Below are 17,203 nucleotides of genomic sequence, written 5' to 3' on the forward strand. Positions count from 1 at the left end.
CGTCACCGCACGGCAGGCGTTCCTGGACGCGACCGGGTTCCGGCGGGTGATCACGGATCCGGTCCGCGGCATCGTCTTGGACTTGGATCGGCGCACGTATCGGCCCACGAAGGCGCAGCGGGACTGGCTGGTCCTGCAGCACGGGACCTGCGCGAGAGACGGCTGCGATCGGCTCGCCCTCGACGCCGACCTCGACCACGACCACCCGTGGACCCGAGGCGGACCCACCAACACCGCCAACCTGCGACCGCTATGCCCCGCCGACCACGTGCGACGACACCACACCCGGATGATCTACCGGAACCGCGAGAACAGGACCGTCCAAGTCATCACCCCGACAGGATTCCGCACGAACGACCCACCACCCTTCTGATCAGGGCGGAGCTCGCGTGCTCGCGGCGCCGCTCCAAAATCGCCCGGCGCAACGCTTAGAGCATCCACGATGGCGCGTCCTTAGGGTGACACTCATCGCGCGAAGGGGACGCCCCCGAGCCCGTTCGGTTCGCACCTTCCCTGTCGCGAATGTTGCTCAGCTCCGGGCGGCGGCCTGGGCGCGGACGACGCGCTCGGCATCCCACGGTCCGTGGTCGGCGCCCGCGGTACGCAGGAACACGATGATCCAGCTGAAGATCAGCACGGCGGCGACGAGCTCGACCGCGGTGAGGTTGTAGTAGCCGGTCGCGAAGAACACTCCGAGCAGCGCGATCACCAGCACGAACACCCAGCCCAGCACCACGAACACTCGCGAGATCCGTCCCAGCAGCCAGGGAAGCGCGATCACGACCGCGGCGAAGCAGACCGCCATGCCCGTCGCGACCGTGTTGTGCAGGAGGAAGAAGCGATCCACGGGGAAGATCCCCACACAGGCGAGGAAGAGCCCGATCAGGATCAGGGCGACCCGCACGATCGTGCGCCCGCGCTCATCCCTCGGCTCCGGCACGGGCAGCGCCGCCGTGGCATAGCGGGCGATCGTGGTGACCATCACGCCCGCCACGATGAGGGTGCTGTTGAACGCAGGCGAGGAGGCGTTGCTCGACATGCCCAGCGCGGAGAGGTTGTCACGCCACCAGTGCGGATCCGTCGCCTCGAGCATGGCGGTGAGAGCGCCGATCACAAGGAAGATCGCGAGGATCAGCGAGATCGAGGTGGGGCTGAGCGCGGCCGCGCTGAGGTAGCAGACATAGGCGGTGAGGGCGAGCGCGACCGCGACGAGAATGGCACCGGGGAAGGGGAAGACCGGGGCGTCGCGGAAGCTCGCCTCGAGCAGCGCGGCGAGTCCGAACAACGCGAGCAGCGCGACCGCACCATGTGCGAGGGATATCGCGACGAGCTCGTACCAGCGCAGCTTCTGCCCGGGGATCGCGAAGCCGTCGTTCGCGGCGCTCGGATCCTGCTTCTCGGGCGCTTCGACCGCTTCCATGCGCAGCCCGATGCGGCCGGCGGTGAAGCTCAGTACAGCCACGGCAGCGCCGCCGATCGCAGCGACCGCGCCGACGGACCAGGGGCCGGTGATCGACAGGGTGCGGTTCCAGAAGATCGCGAACGCCACGAGGAACCCCAGCACGAAGGCGATCGCCCCTGTCAGCAGCGCGTCGGTCTCGCGCATCTGGCGCAGCGACGCCAAAGCGCGCGCGTCGCGTACCCAGGTGATCAGTCGGTCCCACTCGGCTCGCATCGCGCCGCCCTCCCTTGTCACGTCCACCCTATGGCCGAGCTGCCCCGTGCTCGCGGTCGGGCGGAGCAGGCGCCCGCGGGTCGCCGGCGCGGAGCCCGCCACTACCCTGGGAGCATGACCCAGACCTTCCACGCCCGCGCCGCCCTGCTCGACATGGACGGGACACTCGTCGACTCGACGGCGGTCGTGGAGCGGCTGTGGCTGGCCTGGGCGGAGCCGCACGGACTCGACCCCGACTTCGTGCTCAGCGTGGTGCACGGACGCCAGGGGCACCAGAGCATGGCGATCATGCTGCCGGACMGTCCGCACGAGGCGAACCTCGCCGAGAACCAGGAGATGCTCGAGCGCGAGAGCGGCGACGTGGACGGAGTCATCGAGGTGCCGGGCGCCGCCGCATTCCTGAACGCCCTCGCACCCTTCCCGCACGCGATCGTCACCTCGGCCGACGACCGGCTCATGCGCGCCCGCATGGGTGCCGCCGAGCTCGACGTGCCGGCTGGCCTGGTCACCGCCGAGCACGTGAGTGCGTCGAAGCCGGATCCGGAGGGCTTCCTGCTCGGCGCGGCCCGGCTCGGGGTGGATCCCGCGGACTGCATCGTCTTCGAGGATTCCGAGGCCGGAATCCAGGCCGCTCAGGCGGCGGGGATGCGCGTGATCGGCGTCGGCGCGGGATCCGCGGTGCACGCCCCGGACGCGGTCGTCGCCGACCTGACGCACGTGACGGTGTCCGCGGACGGCGACGGGTTCGCGCTCACGGTCGACTGACGGCTGGCCACGGCGCCCTGTTTCAAAGCGCGCAAGTGGCTCCATCTCGCCCCGATCTGCCGCCATTTGAGCGCTTTGAAACGCTCACGCGGCCTCAGCCCAGCACCGCGGCCACGGCGGCGCGCGCCTCGACGGCGGTCGCGGATCCGAGCGCCGCGGCGGCCGCACGGCGGCAGTCCTCCGCCGCCACCGTCCTCAGTCGCGCGGACACCCGGGTGAGGGATCGCGGCGTCATCGACAGGCTGGTGACGCCGAGGCCGACGAGCACCGGGGCGAGGGCGGGATCCCCTGCGGCCTCGCCGCACACCCCCACCGGCTTGCCGACCGCGTGCCCGGCCGCGCCAACCATGCCGATGAGCCGCAGCACCGCCGGCTGCCACGGGTCGTTGAGCGCGCCGAGCGTTGCCGACAGCCGGTCGGCCGCCATCGTGTACTGGGTGAGGTCGTTGGTACCCAGGCTCACGAAGTCGACCACGGCGAGCAGCTCCGCGGCCAGGAGCGCCGCGGCGGGGGTCTCGATCATGATCCCCGCGCGTGCGATGCCGGCCGCCCGGCAGGCCGCCGCGAAGTCGCGGGCCTCGTCGACCGTCGCGACCATCGGCGCCATCACCTCCAGCTCCGCGCTCTCGGCAGCTCCCGCCTCCGCGATCGCCGCGAGCTGGTGCGCGAGCAGCGCCGGATGCGCACGAGCGACGCGCAATCCGCGCACGCCCAGCGCCGGGTTCTCCTCGTCGGCGGTGATCGCGAACGGCAGCGGCTTGTCGGATCCGGCGTCGAGCGTGCGCACGACGACCCTGCGCCCCGCGAACGGTGCGAGCACGCCGCGGTAGGCGGTGACCTGCTCGGCGACCGTCGGCTCTTCGGCGCGGTCGAGGAAGCAGAACTCCGTGCGGAACAGGCCGATGCCCTGCGCGCCGGCGTCGGCCGCGGCGACGGCGTCGGCCGCACCGCCGACATTGGCCAGCAGCGGAATCGCCGTGCCGTCGGCGAGCACCCCGGCGCCGTCGAACGCGGGGATCTCCTCGGCTGCGGTGCTCTGCTCATCCGCGGGCGGGTCGAGCTGCACGGTCCCCGCTCCGCCGTCCACGAGCACGACGGTCCCCGCCGTGATGCCGGTCGCATCAGCGACCCCCACGACCGCGGGGATGCCGAGCGCACGGGCGAGGATCGCCGTGTGCGAGGTCGGCCCGCCCTCCTCGGTGACGAGCCCGACGCACGCGCTGCGGCCCAGCGTCGCCGTCTCGGCCGGCGCGAGGTCCCGCGCGACGAGCACGAACGGGTCCGCCCGGTCCGGGATCCCCGGGAGCTCCTGTCCGGTCAGCCGGGCCACGATGCGGTCGCGGACGCTGCGCACATCGACCGCACGCTCCGCCATCCGCCCGCCCAGGCCCTGCAGCAGCTGTTCCTGGGCTGCCGCCTCGTCCCAGACCGCACGGGCGGCCGTCACCCCGTCCGCGCGCACTCGGGCGGCCGCTCCCGCGGCGAAGTTGGGGTCGGCGGCCAGCAGCGCGGTCGCCTCGAGGATCTGCGCGACCTCGCCATCGGCAAGGGTCGCGCTCTCGCGGAGCGCGGCGACGACCTCCGCCGCAGCGGGTGCGACCCGCTCGGCTTCGGCGTCGCGATCGGCGGCGGGCACCGCCTCGGCGGCGGCAGGCTCGGCGATCACCGTGCCCAGTCGCGCGACCGGCGCGATCGCGCGCCCCGGGCTCACGCCGAGGCCGTGCAGGGTCGAACCCGGTTGCGGGGGCGACCCCGGCTCCGGGTGCGGGGTCGCCGGCATCCCGGCCGGGGTCGTTGAGCGAGCGAAGCGAGACGAAACGCCGTCACCTGCGAGGGCACCGCGTTTCGTCTCGGTCGCGCTCCGCGCATCGTCGCTCAACGACCCCGCCATCAAGGCCGTCTCCGTGGTGCTCCGCGCGTCCTCGCTCAACGCCCCCGAGGACGACACGTCCGCGCTCCGCAGTCCGGCCATCTCGCCGAAGCCGTCCTCGAACAGCGCCGCCACGCGCTCCACGGCGACAGGATCTCCCTCCAACTGCACCTCGTCGCCAGGGCGAGCACCGAAGGCGAGCAGCCGCATCATGCTCGATGCGGGAACCGGGTCTCCGCCCGGCAGGCGCCGCAGTCGCAACTCCGCCCCGGCGGCCGCCTGCGCGATCATCGCGGCGGGACGCGCATGCACCCCTGCGGGGTTGCGCACGACGACCGTGCGCGCCCTCTCCCTCGGCCGCGAGACCGCAGGTCCCGGCACGCTCTCATCGAGCACACTCTCATCGAGCACAGGGCCCCCCGACCCGACCGGAGCCTGCGGCTCGTCCGAAAGCTGCGCCGACTTCGCGATCAGCGCGCCGTTCGCCTCCGCCGCGACCTCGTCCAACGACGCCCCCTGCGCCGCCGTCACCGCGGCCGCGAGCAACCCCTCCACGAACGGCGCCGACGCGAGCCGCACCGGAACCTCGCTCGCGCGCAGCTCGAGGGCGAACTCGGCGCTCATCACCGCGGATCCGAGATCCATCAGCACCAGCACGCCGTCGCACGAGCTCGCGAGCTCGTCGATCGCCGCCGCGACCCGCGTCGCATCCGTGCCGAGAATCGGCACGCCGTCCGCATCCGTCCCGGCCCCCGCGGCGAGCGCGATCGGCACAGCGCCACCGGGCACCATCTGCGCCGCGAGTTCCCGGGCGGCCTCGGCGAGGCGCATGCTGTGCGAGACGGCGACGATCCCGGTGGTGCTCATCGATCCGGCCCCCGTACCCCGCGAGCGTCAGCACGCATGAGATCGATCCGTCAGTCCGCGACGGCCGCGGCGAGCGTCTCGAACAGCAGCGTCGCCGACGCGGATCCAGGATCCATGTGCCCGGCGCTGCGCTCCCCGAGATAGCTGGCCCTGCCCTTGCGCGCGACGAGGTCGATCGTGGCATCGCGCCCGGCCGCGGCGGCGACGGCCGCCGTCGCCGCCGCCTCTCCCGCGGACTTCCCGTCGACGAGTGCCGCGTCCATCGCGTCGATCGCCGGAGCCACCGCGTCGAAGAGCGTCTTGTCGCCCGCCTCCGCTTTGCCCCGCGCGACGATGCCCTCCAGGCCCGCACGCAGACCCGCGGCCAGCGCCGACGGCTCCACGTCCGTCACCGCGCCCAGCGTCGCTCCGATCCGCAGGAAGAACGTGCCGTACAGCGGCCCGCTCGCCCCGCCCACGGTCGACACCAGCGTCATGCCGACGGTCTTGAACAGTTCGTCCGCCGTCGCGGGCGCGGCCTGGTCGACCTTCTCGACCACCGCGTTCATGCCGCGGGCCATGTTCGCGCCGTGGTCGGCGTCGCCGATCGCGGAGTCGAGTTCGGTGAGCCAGTCGCGCTGCGCGACGACGGCGTCACGGAAACGGTGCAGCCAGTCGACGAGAGCGGCGAGCGGGATGGTGTTCGACATGCAGATGTTCTCCTTCGAGCGGTTCAGGCGCCCCAGCGCAGGCCGGGGGTGACGACGGGCGCGTCCCACAGCCGGATGAGCTCGTCGTCGGCCTTGAGCAGGGTGACCGAGCACCCGGCCATGTCCAGCGACGTGATGTAGTTGCCGACGAGGTTGCGGGCGACCGTCACGCCGGCCTTCTCCAGCAGCGTCGCGACCTCGCCGTACATCAGGTACAGCTCGATGAGCGGCGACGCCCCCATGCCGTTGAGCATCACGATCGCCGGSGATCCGGTGAAATCCAGATCGGCGAGGATCGGCTCGACCAACTGCGCCGCGATGTCCTTGGCGGGCGCGAGCGGAACGCGGTGGCGGCCGGGCTCGCCGTGGATGCCGATGCCGATCTCCATCTGATCGTCGGGCAGGTCGAACGTGGGCTTGCCCGCGGCCGGCACGGTGCAGCTCGTCAGCGCCATGCCCATGGACCGCCCCTGGCCGTTCACCCGCGCGGCGAGATCGGCCACGGCGGCGAGATCCTGCCCCTCCTCGGCCGCGGCGCCCACGATCTTCTCGAGCAGCACCGTGAGGCCGACACCGCGGCGGCCCGCCGTGTAGAGCGAGTCCTGCACGGCGACGTCGTCGTCCACCACGACCGAGCGCACGTCGATGCCGTCCATGGCGGCGAGCTCGGCGCCCATCTCGAAGTTCATCACGTCGCCGGTGTAGTTCTTCACGATGTGCAGCACGCCCGCGCCGCGGTCGATCGCCGTCGTGGCGACCTGCATCTGATCGGGCGTGGGCGAGGTGAAGACCTCTCCGGCGCAGGCGGCGTCGAGCATGCCGGTCCCGACGAATCCGCCGTGCAGCGGCTCGTGTCCGGATCCACCGCCGCTCAGCAGCGCGACCTTGCCCTCGTCCTTGCGTGTCGCGCGCAGGATCACGCGGTTCGCCAGGTCGACCTCGAGCTCCGGATGCGCGAGCGCGAGCCCGCGCAGCGACTCCGCGAGCACGTCCTCCGGGGCGTTGATGAGCTTCTTCATCCTGCGACCTCCTCGTTGCAGTTCCACCAGCACCATTGCGATCCGACCAGCATTCCGCGACGGTCGGGATCCCGACGGATCCGCATCCGGGGGCGTGCCGAGACCCGAGGTCGGAACCTCTTGCGTCACGGGCGACTGCACTCCAGAATCGGAATACTTTTCGTTAATGTCGAATATGCGTTGAGGATGTCGGATTGTCAAGAGATCCGGATCCGCACCGTCGTCGCCGCTGCCGTCGAGGAGGGAACCGCACCGATGATCCAGGCGATCGATCGCGCCGCGAAGGTGCTCGAGCTGCTGCAGGGCTCCCGCCACCTCGGCATCACGGATCTCGCGACTGCCTTGCAGCTGCCGCCGTCGACCGTGCACGGCATCGTGTCGTCGCTGCGCGAGCACGGGCTCGTCGCCAAGGAGCGCGGCGGCCAGCGGTACATGCTGGGCCCGACCCTGCTGAAGCTCAGCAGCGTCTACCTCGACTCCCTCGATGTGCGGGCGCGTTCGATGCGCTGGACCCAGGAGCTCGCGCGGCGCACCGGCATGGCCGTGCGGCTCGGCGCCCCGCACTTCGCCGAGGTGCTCGTGATCCACCACGTGCTTCGCCCCGATGACAGCCCCCAGATGCTGGAGACCGGTGCGGCGCTGCCGGCGCACGCCTCGGCCATGGGCAAGGTGCTGCTCGCGCACGACCTCGGATTCCAGCGGGCCGTGTTCTCAGGCCCGCTGCGGAGCCTGACCGGCGACACCGTCACGCATCCCGCGGTGCTCGCGGCCGGCCTTCCCGCGATCGCCGAGCACGGCTTCGCAACCGAGGTCGACGAGGCCGTGCTGGGCGAGTCGTCGCTCGCCTCCCCCGTCGCCGACTCCCGAGGCGACATCGTCGCGGCCGTGGCCGTGGTGTACCCCACGGCAGATGGCCCTGCACCCGACGCGGTGCTGCACGCGCTGCGCGACACGGCCCGCAACATCTCCCGCGAGCTCGGCGCCACGGCCTGGCCCCCGCGCATCGCGCCCGCCGACGACTGAGGCCTCCCCGACGACGAACCGTCCCGGTGAGCAGGGCGCTCACCGGGACGATTCGGAAGATGGAGAGAGGTCAGGCCGTGGGCGCCAGGCCCAGGTCCTCCTCGCGGACCGTGCCCTTGGCCGACCACGGGAAGTCGATCCAGCGATCGGTGTCCTTCCACGCGTAGTCGGGCTGGATGATCGTGGTGGGCTTGGTGTAGATCGTGACCGAGCGCACGGCCGCGCCCTTGCTCTTGAGCAGCTCGACGGCCAGGGCGAGCGTGCGCCCGGAGTCGGCGACGTCGTCGACCAGCAGCACACGGCGACCGTTCAGGTACTCCATGTCGAGCGCCGGCGGCAGCACCTCGGGGGCGTCCAGCACCGTGCCGATGCCGGTGTAGAACTCGACGTTAATCGCGCCGCAGTTCTTCGCGCCGAGGCCGTACGCGATGGCCCCGGCCGGCAGCAGCCCGCCGCGTGCGATCGCGACGACCACCTCGGTCTCGAACCCCGACTCGAGGATCCGGCGAGCCAGATCCCGCGTCGCCTCGCCGAAACCGTCCCAGGTGAGCACTTCGCGCTCGATCACCGCATCCGTCATGGATACATTCTGCCGTGCGGATGCACCTCCCGGGAACGCGGATGCGGTCAGCTCTGCCCGAAGTCCTCGAAGATGAGGGTCGTGCGCGTGGAGCGGACCGCGGAGATCGCCTGGATGTCCTCGAGCACGATCCGGCGGAGATCGCGTGCGTCGCTCGCCCGCACGAGCAGGATCACGTCGAAGTCGCCGCCCACGAGCGCCATGTGCTCGACCTCGGGGATCCGCTGCAGCTGCTCCTGCACCTCCTGCCAGGCCGGCTGCTCGAGCGCGAGCATGACGTAGGCCGAGGCGTGGTGGCCGAGCAGCACCGGATCCGTGCGCACGGTGTACCCGGTGATCACCCCGGCGTCGGTCAGCCGCTTGATGCGCGCATGCGCGCCCGCTCGCGAGATGTGCACGGACTCGGCGATCGCCGTCATGGACACGCGCGCATCGCGACGCAACTCATCGAGGATCGACCGGTCGATGTCATCCATCTCCGCCATGCGCGCGCCTTCCCTGCTCTCTTCGCTGACACTCTGCAACATTCTGGTACCTCTGATCTGCAATCGTCCAGATTCAGCATGATCCTGTTGGACGACTGCATCTGCCGACGCACACTGGAGACATCACGTTCGGCAAGGAAGGCGGACCCGATGCAGCACACCATGCCTGCCACGAGCCACGCGCACGACACGGATCCCCGCGATCTGCTCCCCCGCGATGAACCGGTGCAGCTGATCGACGAGACCGGATCCTCGCGCGTCGACGACGGCTATCCGATGCCCGCGGACGAGGTGCTCGACAGGGCCTACCGCGGCCTCATCGAGGGACGCCGCATCAACGATCAGGCGAACGCGCTGGTCCGCCAGGGGCGCCTCGCGGTCTACCCCTCCTCGCACGGCCAGGAGGCCTGCCAGATCGCGGCCTCGCTCGTGCTCGGCGCGCAGGACTGGCTGTTCCCGACCTATCGCGACTCGGTCGCGGTGATCGCCCGGGGCGTGTCCCCTGCCGACGCCATGGTGCTGCTGAAGGGCGACTGGCACTCCGGCTACGACCCGCACGAGCACCACGTGGCCCCGCAGACCACGCCCCTGGCGACGCAACTGCTGCACGCGGTCGGCTTCGCGCAGGCCGCGAAGCACCGCGGCGAGGACACGGTGGTGCTCGCGATGTGCGGTGACGGGTCCACGAGCGAGGGCGACTTCCACGAGGCGCTGAACTTCGCCGCCGTGTTCCATGTGCCCGTCGTCTTCTTCGTGCAGAACAACGAGTTCGCGATCTCCGTGCCGCTGAGCCGGCAGACCGCCGCCCCCTCGCTCGCGCACAAGGCGGTCGGCTACGGCATGCCCGGGCAGCGCGTGGACGGCAACGACGTGGCGGCCCTCATCGCCGTGCTCGGCGAGGCCGTGGATCGCGCCCGTGCCGGCGGTGGACCGACCCTCGTCGAGGCCCACACCTACCGGATGCAGGCGCACACGAACGCCGACGACGACACCCGCTACCGCGAGCGCGCCGAGGTGCAGGCCTGGGTCGCGAAGGATCCGCTGACCCGCCTGCGCGCGCACCTCAGCGCACGAGGCCTGCTCGACGAGGCCCGCGAGCAGGAGCTCGCCGAGGGCGCCGAGACCATCGCGGCGGCCCTCCGCGATGCACTGAACGCCGACCCCGAGCTCGACCCCGAGGACCTGTTCCGCTTCGTCCGCAGCACCCGTTCGCCGCAGCTGCAGGAGCAGTGGCATCAGCTGCGCGACGAGCTGGAGCGCTCCGGATCCGCTCCCGAAGCATCCGCTCCCGAAGGAGGCACCCGATGACCATCGCGCACGAGGGCGTCCGCGTGGACGCCGCCACCCCCGAGAACCAGACGGTTCCGACCGTCCAGACGATGACGATGGCGGCGGCGCTCAACCGCGCCCTCGCCGACGCCATCGAGGCCGACCCCGACGTCGTCCTCTTCGGCGAGGACGTGGGCGCGCTCGGAGGAGTCTTCCGGATCACCGACGGACTCACCGAGCGCTACGGCGAGGACCGCTGCTTCGACACGCCGCTCGCGGAGTCGGGCATCATCGGCACCGCAGTGGGCATGGCCATGAACGGCATGCGACCGGTCGTCGAGATGCAGTTCGACGCCTTCGCGCTGCCCGCGTTCGAGCAGGTCGTCAGCCACGTCGCGAAGATGGCCAACCGCACCCGTGGCGCGCTGCCCATGCCGATGGTGATCCGGATCCCCACCGGCGGCGGCATCGGCGGCGTCGAGCACCACTGCGACTCGTCCGAGGCCTACTACGCGCACACTCCGGGGCTCACGGTGGTGTGCCCGTCGACCCCGCAGGACGCGTACTCCCTGCTGCGCGCGGCGATCGCGTCGCCGGATCCGGTGGTCTTCCTCGAACCGAAGAAGCTGTACTGGACGAAGGGCGAGGTCGACACCTCGATCGTCGGGGAGATCGGATCCGCCCGGGTCGCTCGCGAGGGCACGGACGTGACCCTCATCTCCTACGGCTCCTCGGTGGCGACGTGCCTCGAGGCCGCCGAGATCGCCGCCGCGGAAGGCCGCAGCGTGCAGGTCATCGACGTGCGCACGCTGACGCCGATCGACGACGCCACGATCACCGCTGCCGTGSGCTCGACCGGCCGCGCTGTGGTCGTCGCCGAGGCGCCGGGTTACGCGAGCGTGGCCAGCGAGATCCAGTCCCGGGTGTTCGAGCGCTGCTTCGAGTTCCTCGAGGCGGCCGTGCGCAAGGTCACCGGCTTCGACACCCCGTTCGCCCCGCCGAAGTTCGAGCACTGGTATCTGCCCRACGCCGACCGGGTGCTCGATGCGATCGACACCCTGCACTGGCTCGACGAGCACGGAGAAGAAGTATGACCACCGCGACGACGAAGGTGTTCCGCCTGCCCGACCTGGGCGAGGGCCTCACCGAGGCCGGCCTCGTGCAGTGGCTCGTGCAGGTCGGCGACACCATCCGCACCGACCAGCCCATCGCCGAGGTCGAGACCGCGAAGAGCGTGGTCGAGCTGCCGTCGCCCTACGCCGGCGTGGTCGTCGCGCTGCATGGCGAACCCGGCGAGACGATCGACGTCGGCGCCCCGGTGCTCGAGGTCGCCGATCCCGAGGCGTCTGCGGCGCCGTCCGCCGTGGTTCCGGCTGCCGCGGGCGATGTCGAGAGGGAGCCGTATCGGTCCGAGGAGCGCGCCGGATCCGGATCCGGCAATGTGCTGATCGGCTACGGCACCACCGAGCGCGCAGGTTCCGGACGGCGCCGCGCACGTCGCACGGCGGGGCCCGTGCGCGGAGACGGCTCCCCCGCGGGGCGTCCGAGCGTGCCTTTGGACGTTGAGCGAGCACCGGCGGAGCCGGTGTTCGTTGAGCGAGCCGAAGGCGAGTCGAAACGCAGAGACGAGACGCCGCGCGCTGACGATACGGCTGAGTCCGTCGGCCCGGTCGCCGTGCGCTCGCCTCTCGTCCGCCGCCTCGCTCGCGACCTCGGTCTCGACGTGCGCCGGGTCACTCCGACCGGATCCGACGGCGCCGTCACCCGAGCCGACGTGCTGCGCGCCGCCGTGGACCAGGCCGTGGACGGCATGTCCCTGCACGCGCTCGGCACCTCGGCAGGCGCGACCCTGTCGAGCACCGCCTCTCCCTCGCTCACTGGTCCCGAATTGCGGTCACCGGATGCGAATGACCGCAATGTGCGACCACAGAGCGGGGAGACCGTCGACGGGCTCGCCGTCGCCTCCCGCGAGCGCATGTCGCCGCTGCGCAAGGCGGTGAGCGCGAAGCTCACCCGCAGCCGGTCCGAAATCCCCGAGGCCACGGTCTGGGTGGACGTCGACGTCACCGAGCTCTGGACGCTCCGCGCCGCCATGGCGCCGGAAGGCGGCAAGGCCCCGTCGCTCACGGCCCTCGTGGCACGGTTCGTGCTGATCGCCCTCGCCGAGCATCCGCTGCTGGCATCGCGGCTCAGCGACGACGCGAGCGAGATCCTCTCGTTCGACGGCGTGAACCTCGGGGTCGCCGCCGACACCGACCGTGGCCTCATGGTGCCGGTGATCCTGCGTGCGCACGAGCTCAACGTCGACGAGCTCGACGCGGCGCTGCGCGAGCTCGCCACGACCGCACGAGCCGGATCCATGCCGCCCGAGCGCCTGCGCGGATCGACCTTCACGCTGAACAATTACGGCGGCCTTGGCGTGGACGGATCCGCGGCGATCATCAACCACCCCGATGTCGCGATCCTCGGCATCGGCCGGATGATCGAGCGCCCGTGGGTCGTCGACGGCGCAATCGTTGCGCGGCGCATCGCGCAGCTCTCGCTGGTGTTCGACCACCGCGTGTGCGACGGCGGTTACGCCGCCTCGTTCCTGCGCCGGGTGATGGAGCTGCTGGAGCACCCGGCCCGCGCCTTCGGCCGGGTGCGCTGACCCCGCGGCTCACCCCCGCAGAGCGAGCACGAACGGCAGGACGTCAGTCGCGCCGGCCCGACGGAGCAGGCGGGCGGCGACGGTGAGCGTCCATCGGCTGTCAGCCTGATCGTCCACGAGCAGCACGGGGCCCGCGGGCATGGCGAGAGCATCGGTCGAGAAGCGGTCCCAGACCCCCGCGAGGCGGAACGCGCTGTTGCCCCCTGGCCCGCCGGTCGGGCCTGCTCCGACCATGTCGAGCTCGCCCAGATACGGCAGTCGGCCGATCTCGGCGAGGCTCCGCGCGAGCGACCCGACCAGAAGCGGCCGGGACCGCGACGGCATCGAGACCACCGCGACCGGACGCTCGGCCCACCCCCAGCCGGCGAGCACCCGCACGCAGGCGTCGCGGAGCCGATCGGGAACCGGGCCGTCGGGGGCGCCGGCGGCGAAGAGCTCGCGCAGCGCACCGCCCCAGCCGAGGTCCGTGAGACGCGCGAGCGCGCGCCCCTCCCCCGCCTGCTCCTCCACGGCGATGCGCCCCTTCACGGGGACCCCGAGCCGGTCGGCGCCCGTCGGCCAGGCCCGGCGCGGCTCGATCGGCACGCCCACCCGGTCCAGCGACGCCGTGGCCGCGACGCTGGCCTCGGTGCCGATCCCGGTCGGAAACCAGACGCCGGCGCAGTTGTCGCATCGCCCGCACGGCTCGGCCGTGTCGTCATCGAGGGTGCGCTGCAGGAACTCCATGCGGCAGTCGGAACCCTGCTCGTACTCCACCATGTGCTGCTGCTCCGCGCGGCGCTCGGCGGCGATCCGGTCGTACCGCTCGGCGTCGTAGACCCAGGGCTCGCCCGTGGCGATCCAGCCGCCCTGCACGCGGCGCACCGCGCCGTCGACGTCGAGCACCTTGAGCAGCAGCTCGAGCGGTGTGCGCCGGATGTCGACCATCGCCTCGAGCACGGGGGTCGACACCGGCACGTCCCCCAGCGCGGCGATCACCCGCTCGGCCCGCTCCCGGTCCGGCATCGAGGCCGTCGCGAAGTAGTGCCAGATGTCGCGGTCCTCGACCCCCGGCAGCAGCAGCACGTCGGCGCTCTCGCTTGCGCGCCCCGCGCGGCCCACCTGCTGGTAGTACGCGACCGGTGACGACGGGGCGCCCAGATGCAGCACGAACCCGAGATCGGGCTTGTCGAATCCCATCCCCAGCGCGCTCGTCGCGACCAGCGCCTTCACCTCGTTGCGCTTGAGCATCGCCTCCGACTCGGCACGCTCGTCCGGATCCGTCTGGCCCGTGTAGGCGCGCACCTCGTGTCCGCGATCGCGCAGCAGACGCGCCGTGTCGACGGCTGCGGCGACCGTCAGCGTGTAGATGATGCCGGATCCGGGCAGCTCGTCCAGATGGCTGAGCAGCCAGGCCAGCCGGCTGGGCGCATCGGGCAGGCGCAGCACGCCGAGCCGCAGAGAGGAGCGGGCGAGCGGACCCCGGATCGTGAGCACCTCGGATCCGCCTCCAGCCTCCGCAGCGCCGAGCTGCTCGGCGACATCGGCCACCACCCGGCTGTTCGCGGTCGCGGTCGTGGCGAGCACGGGCACGTCGGCGGGCATCTGCGCGATGAGCTCGCGCAGCCGCCGGTAGTCCGGGCGGAAGTCGTGCCCCCAGTCGCTGATGCAGTGCGCCTCGTCGACCACGAGCATGCCGATCCGGCGTACGAGGGCGGGCAGCTGCTGCTCGCGGAACGAGGGGTTGTTGAGCCGCTCGGGCGAGACCAGGAGCACGTCGACCTCGTCGCGGTCCAGCTGCGCGAGCACGTCGGCCCACTCATGCGCGTTCGTCGAGTTGATCGCGACCGCGCGCACGCCCGCGCGCTCCGCGGCGGCGATCTGGTCGCGCATGAGCGCCAGCAGCGGCGAGACCAGCACGGTGGGGCCCGCGCCCTCGTGCCGCAGCAGCAGGGTCGCGACGAAGTAGACGGCCGACTTGCCCCACCCGGTCCGCTGCACCACCAGCGCCCGCCGCCGGTCAGCGACCAGCGCCTCGATCGCCTCGTACTGCCCATCGTGGAACTCGGCGTCGGGTCGGCCGACGAGGGCCCGCAAGGCGGTGAGGGCGGCCGCGTGCGTCTCGGGTGAAGCGCCGTGCTGCGTCATGCCTCCAGCCTGCCGCACTCCTCCGACATGCGCTCGCCCGCCCTCCCCCGCGCGCGGCTACGCTCAGAAGATGAGCACACCGGCGCGACCAATGACCGGTCCCTGCGCCGCGATCGCCCCGAGGACCGCTTCGTGATCACGCGGGACCTCGCGCTCGCGCTGCGCGACGCCGGCCTGGCGTGGCACCCCGCGGAGGGCGACCGCTTCCAGCTCGTTCTGCCGGATGAGGTGGAGCTGGAGATCGAGGCCGACGTCTTCACCGTCAGCATCATGACCATCGAGGCCCGGCGCACCCCGACCGGCACGATCCTCGCATTCAACGGCACCACCGAATGGGCGCTCGACGCGGTGACGGTCACCGAAGCGGTCTGGCTGCCGCGTGAGGATCAGCTACGGGATCTGCTGCGCGGCACATTCCGCCGCCTGGTGCGGCTCGACGACGCGTTCCAGGTCGAGATCGAGATCGCCGGGCAGCCGCTGCTCTTCGAGCATCCGGATCCGTCCGAGGCGTACGGGCGGGCGCTGCTCGCCCTCATCCAGCGCTCGCGCTGATGCCGCGCAGGTCGGGTCGGGCACACCCAGCGCGATGTCCGACCCCAGTGCGACAATGCCGTCATGAAGCTCAGCGAGCTCGTCGCCGCGGCCGGCCAGACCGCTGCCACCTCATCACGCCTGGCCAAGATCGATGTGCTGGCGCGGCTGCTGCAGAGTGCCGAGCCCGGGGAGCTCGCACCCGTCGTCGGCCTGCTGCTGGCCTCACCCAGACAGGGCCGGCTCGGCGTCGGCTGGCGCGGTATCACCGCCATCGACGTGCCGCACGCCGCCGAATCGGCGCTCACGATCGACGACGTCGACCGCGCGCTCGACGAACTCGCCGCCGTCACGGGATCGGGATCCGCCGCTGTTCGCTCCGCCGCGCTCGAGGGGCTCGCGGGACGCGCCACGGCCGCGGAATGGGACTTCCTCGCCCGGGCGATGCTCGGCGAGCTGCGCACCGGCGCGCTCGCGGGCGTGCTGCTCGACGCGATCGCCCGCGCCTCCGACCGCCCTGCCGCAGCGGTGCGACGAGCCGCGATGCTCTCCGGCGACCTCGGCGCGACCGCGCTCATCGCCCTGACCGGCACGGCGGAAGACCTGGATGCGGTGGGTCTGGCCGTGGGCCGCCCCGTGCTGCCGATGCTTGCAGCGAGCGCTGCGACGCCGAGCGCGGCGCTCGAGATCACCGGCGAAGCATCCGTCGAGTACAAGCTCGACGGCGCGCGGATCCAGGTGCACCGCCACGGTGACGACGTCCGCATCTTCACGCGCAGCCTCGCCGACGTGACGCACCGCCTCCCCGAGATCGTCGAGATCGTGCGCGCGCTACCCGCCCACGACGTCATCCTCGACGGCGAGACCCTGTCGCTCGACGAGGACGGCGGGCCGCGCCCGTTCCAGCAGACCATGTCCCGCTTCGGCGCCGATGTCTCACGCGAACTCGTGCTGCGGCCGTGGTTCTTCGACGTGCTGCACGTCGACGGCCGCGACCTCCTCGACGAGCCGCTCACCGTGCGCCTCGAAGAGCTCGAGCGCGTCGCCGGTGCCTGGCGCATGCCGGGCATCGTGACCGCCGATCCCGAGGCGGCCGAGCGCCTGTCCCGGGAGGCGCTGGCAGCCGGGCACGAGGGCGTGGTCGTCAAGGCCATCGGATCCGCCTACGCCGCAGGGCGCCGCGGCAAGTCCTGGGTGAAGGTCAAACCCGTGCTCACCTACGACCTCGTCGTGCTCGGTGCGGAATGGGGATCCGGCCGCCGCCGCGGCTGGCTCTCGAACCTGCATCTCGGCGCGAGGGATCCGGACGGCGAATTCGGCGAGCCCGGCGGCTTCGTCATGGTCGGCAAGACCTTCAAGGGCCTCACCGACGAGCTGCTGCGCTGGCAGACGGAGACCTTCCCCGACTACGAGATGCGGCGCACGGCATCCACCGTGTTCGTCCGCCCCGAGATCGTCGTCGAGATCGCGATCGACGGCGTGCAGCATTCGCCGCGCTATCCCGGCGGGATCGCGCTGCGCTTCGCCCGGGTCAAGCATTACCGTCCCGACAAGACCGCGGCCGACGCGGACACGATCCAGACCCTCCGCGCCCTGCTTCGGGAATAGGCGCTCCGCGGCAGCTGCCCCCGCCGATCGCTACACTGGGAGGGT

The 17,203-nt window shown here is 71.8% G+C and carries 15 protein-coding genes; 8 read left to right on the forward strand and 7 right to left on the reverse strand.

The window, feature by feature from the left end; genetic code table 11:
• Positions 1-373: HNH endonuclease signature motif containing protein (locus AC1DMN_RS16285; protein WP_477384602.1), on the forward strand; the 373-nt coding region annotated here is incomplete at its 5' end.
• Positions 374-529: 156 nt separating this feature from the next.
• On the opposite strand, the gene AC1DMN_RS16290 is transcribed toward AC1DMN_RS16285, so the two are convergent.
• Entirely contained in the window at positions 530-1,696 is a 1,167-nt protein-coding gene (locus AC1DMN_RS16290; protein WP_477230948.1) for a DUF998 domain-containing protein, read from the reverse strand.
• Positions 1,697-1,789: 93 nt separating this feature from the next.
• Here AC1DMN_RS16290 and AC1DMN_RS16295 point away from each other — a divergent pair, with 93 nt between their 5' ends.
• On the forward strand, positions 1,790-2,440 hold the full coding sequence (locus tag AC1DMN_RS16295; protein ID WP_477384604.1) for an HAD-IA family hydrolase: 651 nt from the start codon (positions 1,790-1,792) through the stop codon (positions 2,438-2,440).
• 94 nt (positions 2,441-2,534) lie between these two features.
• Here AC1DMN_RS16295 and ptsP read toward each other — a convergent pair whose 3' ends face one another.
• From ptsP to dhaK, 3 genes are read right to left on the reverse strand one after another with little or no spacing between them, the layout of a single operon-like run.
• Entirely contained in the window at positions 2,535-5,177 is a 2,643-nt protein-coding gene (gene ptsP, locus AC1DMN_RS16300; RefSeq protein WP_477230950.1) for a phosphoenolpyruvate--protein phosphotransferase, read from the reverse strand.
• A 50-nt stretch (positions 5,178-5,227) separates the two neighbouring features.
• Positions 5,228-5,866 (reverse strand): dihydroxyacetone kinase subunit DhaL, encoded by a 639-nt coding sequence (gene dhaL, locus AC1DMN_RS16305; RefSeq protein ID WP_440733448.1) that lies wholly within the window; start codon positions 5,864-5,866, stop codon positions 5,228-5,230.
• Between the two features lie 23 nt (positions 5,867-5,889).
• On the reverse strand, positions 5,890-6,885 hold the full coding sequence (gene dhaK / locus AC1DMN_RS16310; protein WP_477230951.1) for a dihydroxyacetone kinase subunit DhaK: 996 nt from the start codon (positions 6,883-6,885) through the stop codon (positions 5,890-5,892).
• A gap of 186 nt (positions 6,886-7,071) precedes the next feature.
• Between dhaK and AC1DMN_RS16315 the strand changes: the two genes are divergently transcribed.
• Positions 7,072-7,908, forward strand: a complete 837-nt coding sequence (locus tag AC1DMN_RS16315; protein WP_477230952.1) for an IclR family transcriptional regulator — start codon at positions 7,072-7,074, stop codon at positions 7,906-7,908.
• Positions 7,909-7,978: 70 nt separating this feature from the next.
• On the opposite strand, the gene AC1DMN_RS16320 is transcribed toward AC1DMN_RS16315, so the two are convergent.
• Positions 7,979-8,488: a phosphoribosyltransferase gene (locus AC1DMN_RS16320; protein WP_440733451.1), complete on the reverse strand. Its 510-nt coding sequence runs from the start codon at positions 8,486-8,488 to the stop codon at positions 7,979-7,981.
• Positions 8,489-8,535: 47 nt separating this feature from the next.
• Positions 8,536-8,964 carry an Lrp/AsnC family transcriptional regulator gene (locus AC1DMN_RS16325; RefSeq protein WP_477230983.1) on the reverse strand — a complete coding sequence of 143 codons (429 nt, stop codon included), beginning with the start codon at positions 8,962-8,964 and terminating at the stop codon, positions 8,536-8,538.
• Positions 8,965-9,123: 159 nt separating this feature from the next.
• On the opposite strand from AC1DMN_RS16325, the gene pdhA reads away from it, so the two are divergent.
• From pdhA to AC1DMN_RS16340, 3 genes are read left to right on the forward strand one after another with little or no spacing between them, the layout of a single operon-like run.
• Entirely contained in the window at positions 9,124-10,281 is a 1,158-nt protein-coding gene (pdhA, locus tag AC1DMN_RS16330) for a pyruvate dehydrogenase (acetyl-transferring) E1 component subunit alpha (protein WP_477230953.1), read from the forward strand.
• Positions 10,278-11,336 (forward strand): alpha-ketoacid dehydrogenase subunit beta, encoded by a 1,059-nt coding sequence (locus AC1DMN_RS16335; RefSeq protein ID WP_477384606.1) that lies wholly within the window; start codon positions 10,278-10,280, stop codon positions 11,334-11,336. Before pdhA ends, AC1DMN_RS16335 begins: the two co-directional genes overlap by 4 nt.
• Entirely contained in the window at positions 11,333-12,892 is a 1,560-nt protein-coding gene (locus AC1DMN_RS16340) for a dihydrolipoamide acetyltransferase family protein (protein WP_477230955.1), read from the forward strand. The genes AC1DMN_RS16335 and AC1DMN_RS16340 overlap by 4 nt, the downstream gene beginning before the upstream one ends.
• Before the next feature lie 9 nt (positions 12,893-12,901).
• Here the strand turns inward: AC1DMN_RS16340 and AC1DMN_RS16345 are convergent, their stop codons facing one another.
• The gene (locus tag AC1DMN_RS16345; RefSeq protein WP_477230956.1) at positions 12,902-15,019 is read right to left on the reverse strand and encodes a RecQ family ATP-dependent DNA helicase; all 2,118 of its coding nucleotides are present in this window, start codon (positions 15,017-15,019) and stop codon (positions 12,902-12,904) included.
• 132 nt (positions 15,020-15,151) lie between these two features.
• Between AC1DMN_RS16345 and AC1DMN_RS16350 the strand changes: the two genes are divergently transcribed.
• Entirely contained in the window at positions 15,152-15,571 is a 420-nt protein-coding gene (locus AC1DMN_RS16350) for a pilus assembly protein CpaE (RefSeq protein WP_441978303.1), read from the forward strand.
• Between the two features lie 63 nt (positions 15,572-15,634).
• On the forward strand, positions 15,635-17,158 hold the full coding sequence (locus tag AC1DMN_RS16355) for an ATP-dependent DNA ligase (protein WP_477230957.1): 1,524 nt from the start codon (positions 15,635-15,637) through the stop codon (positions 17,156-17,158).
• Positions 17,159-17,203 lie beyond the last annotated feature (45 nt).

The organism is Microbacterium sp. 01T413_2, from assembly GCF_056398985.1.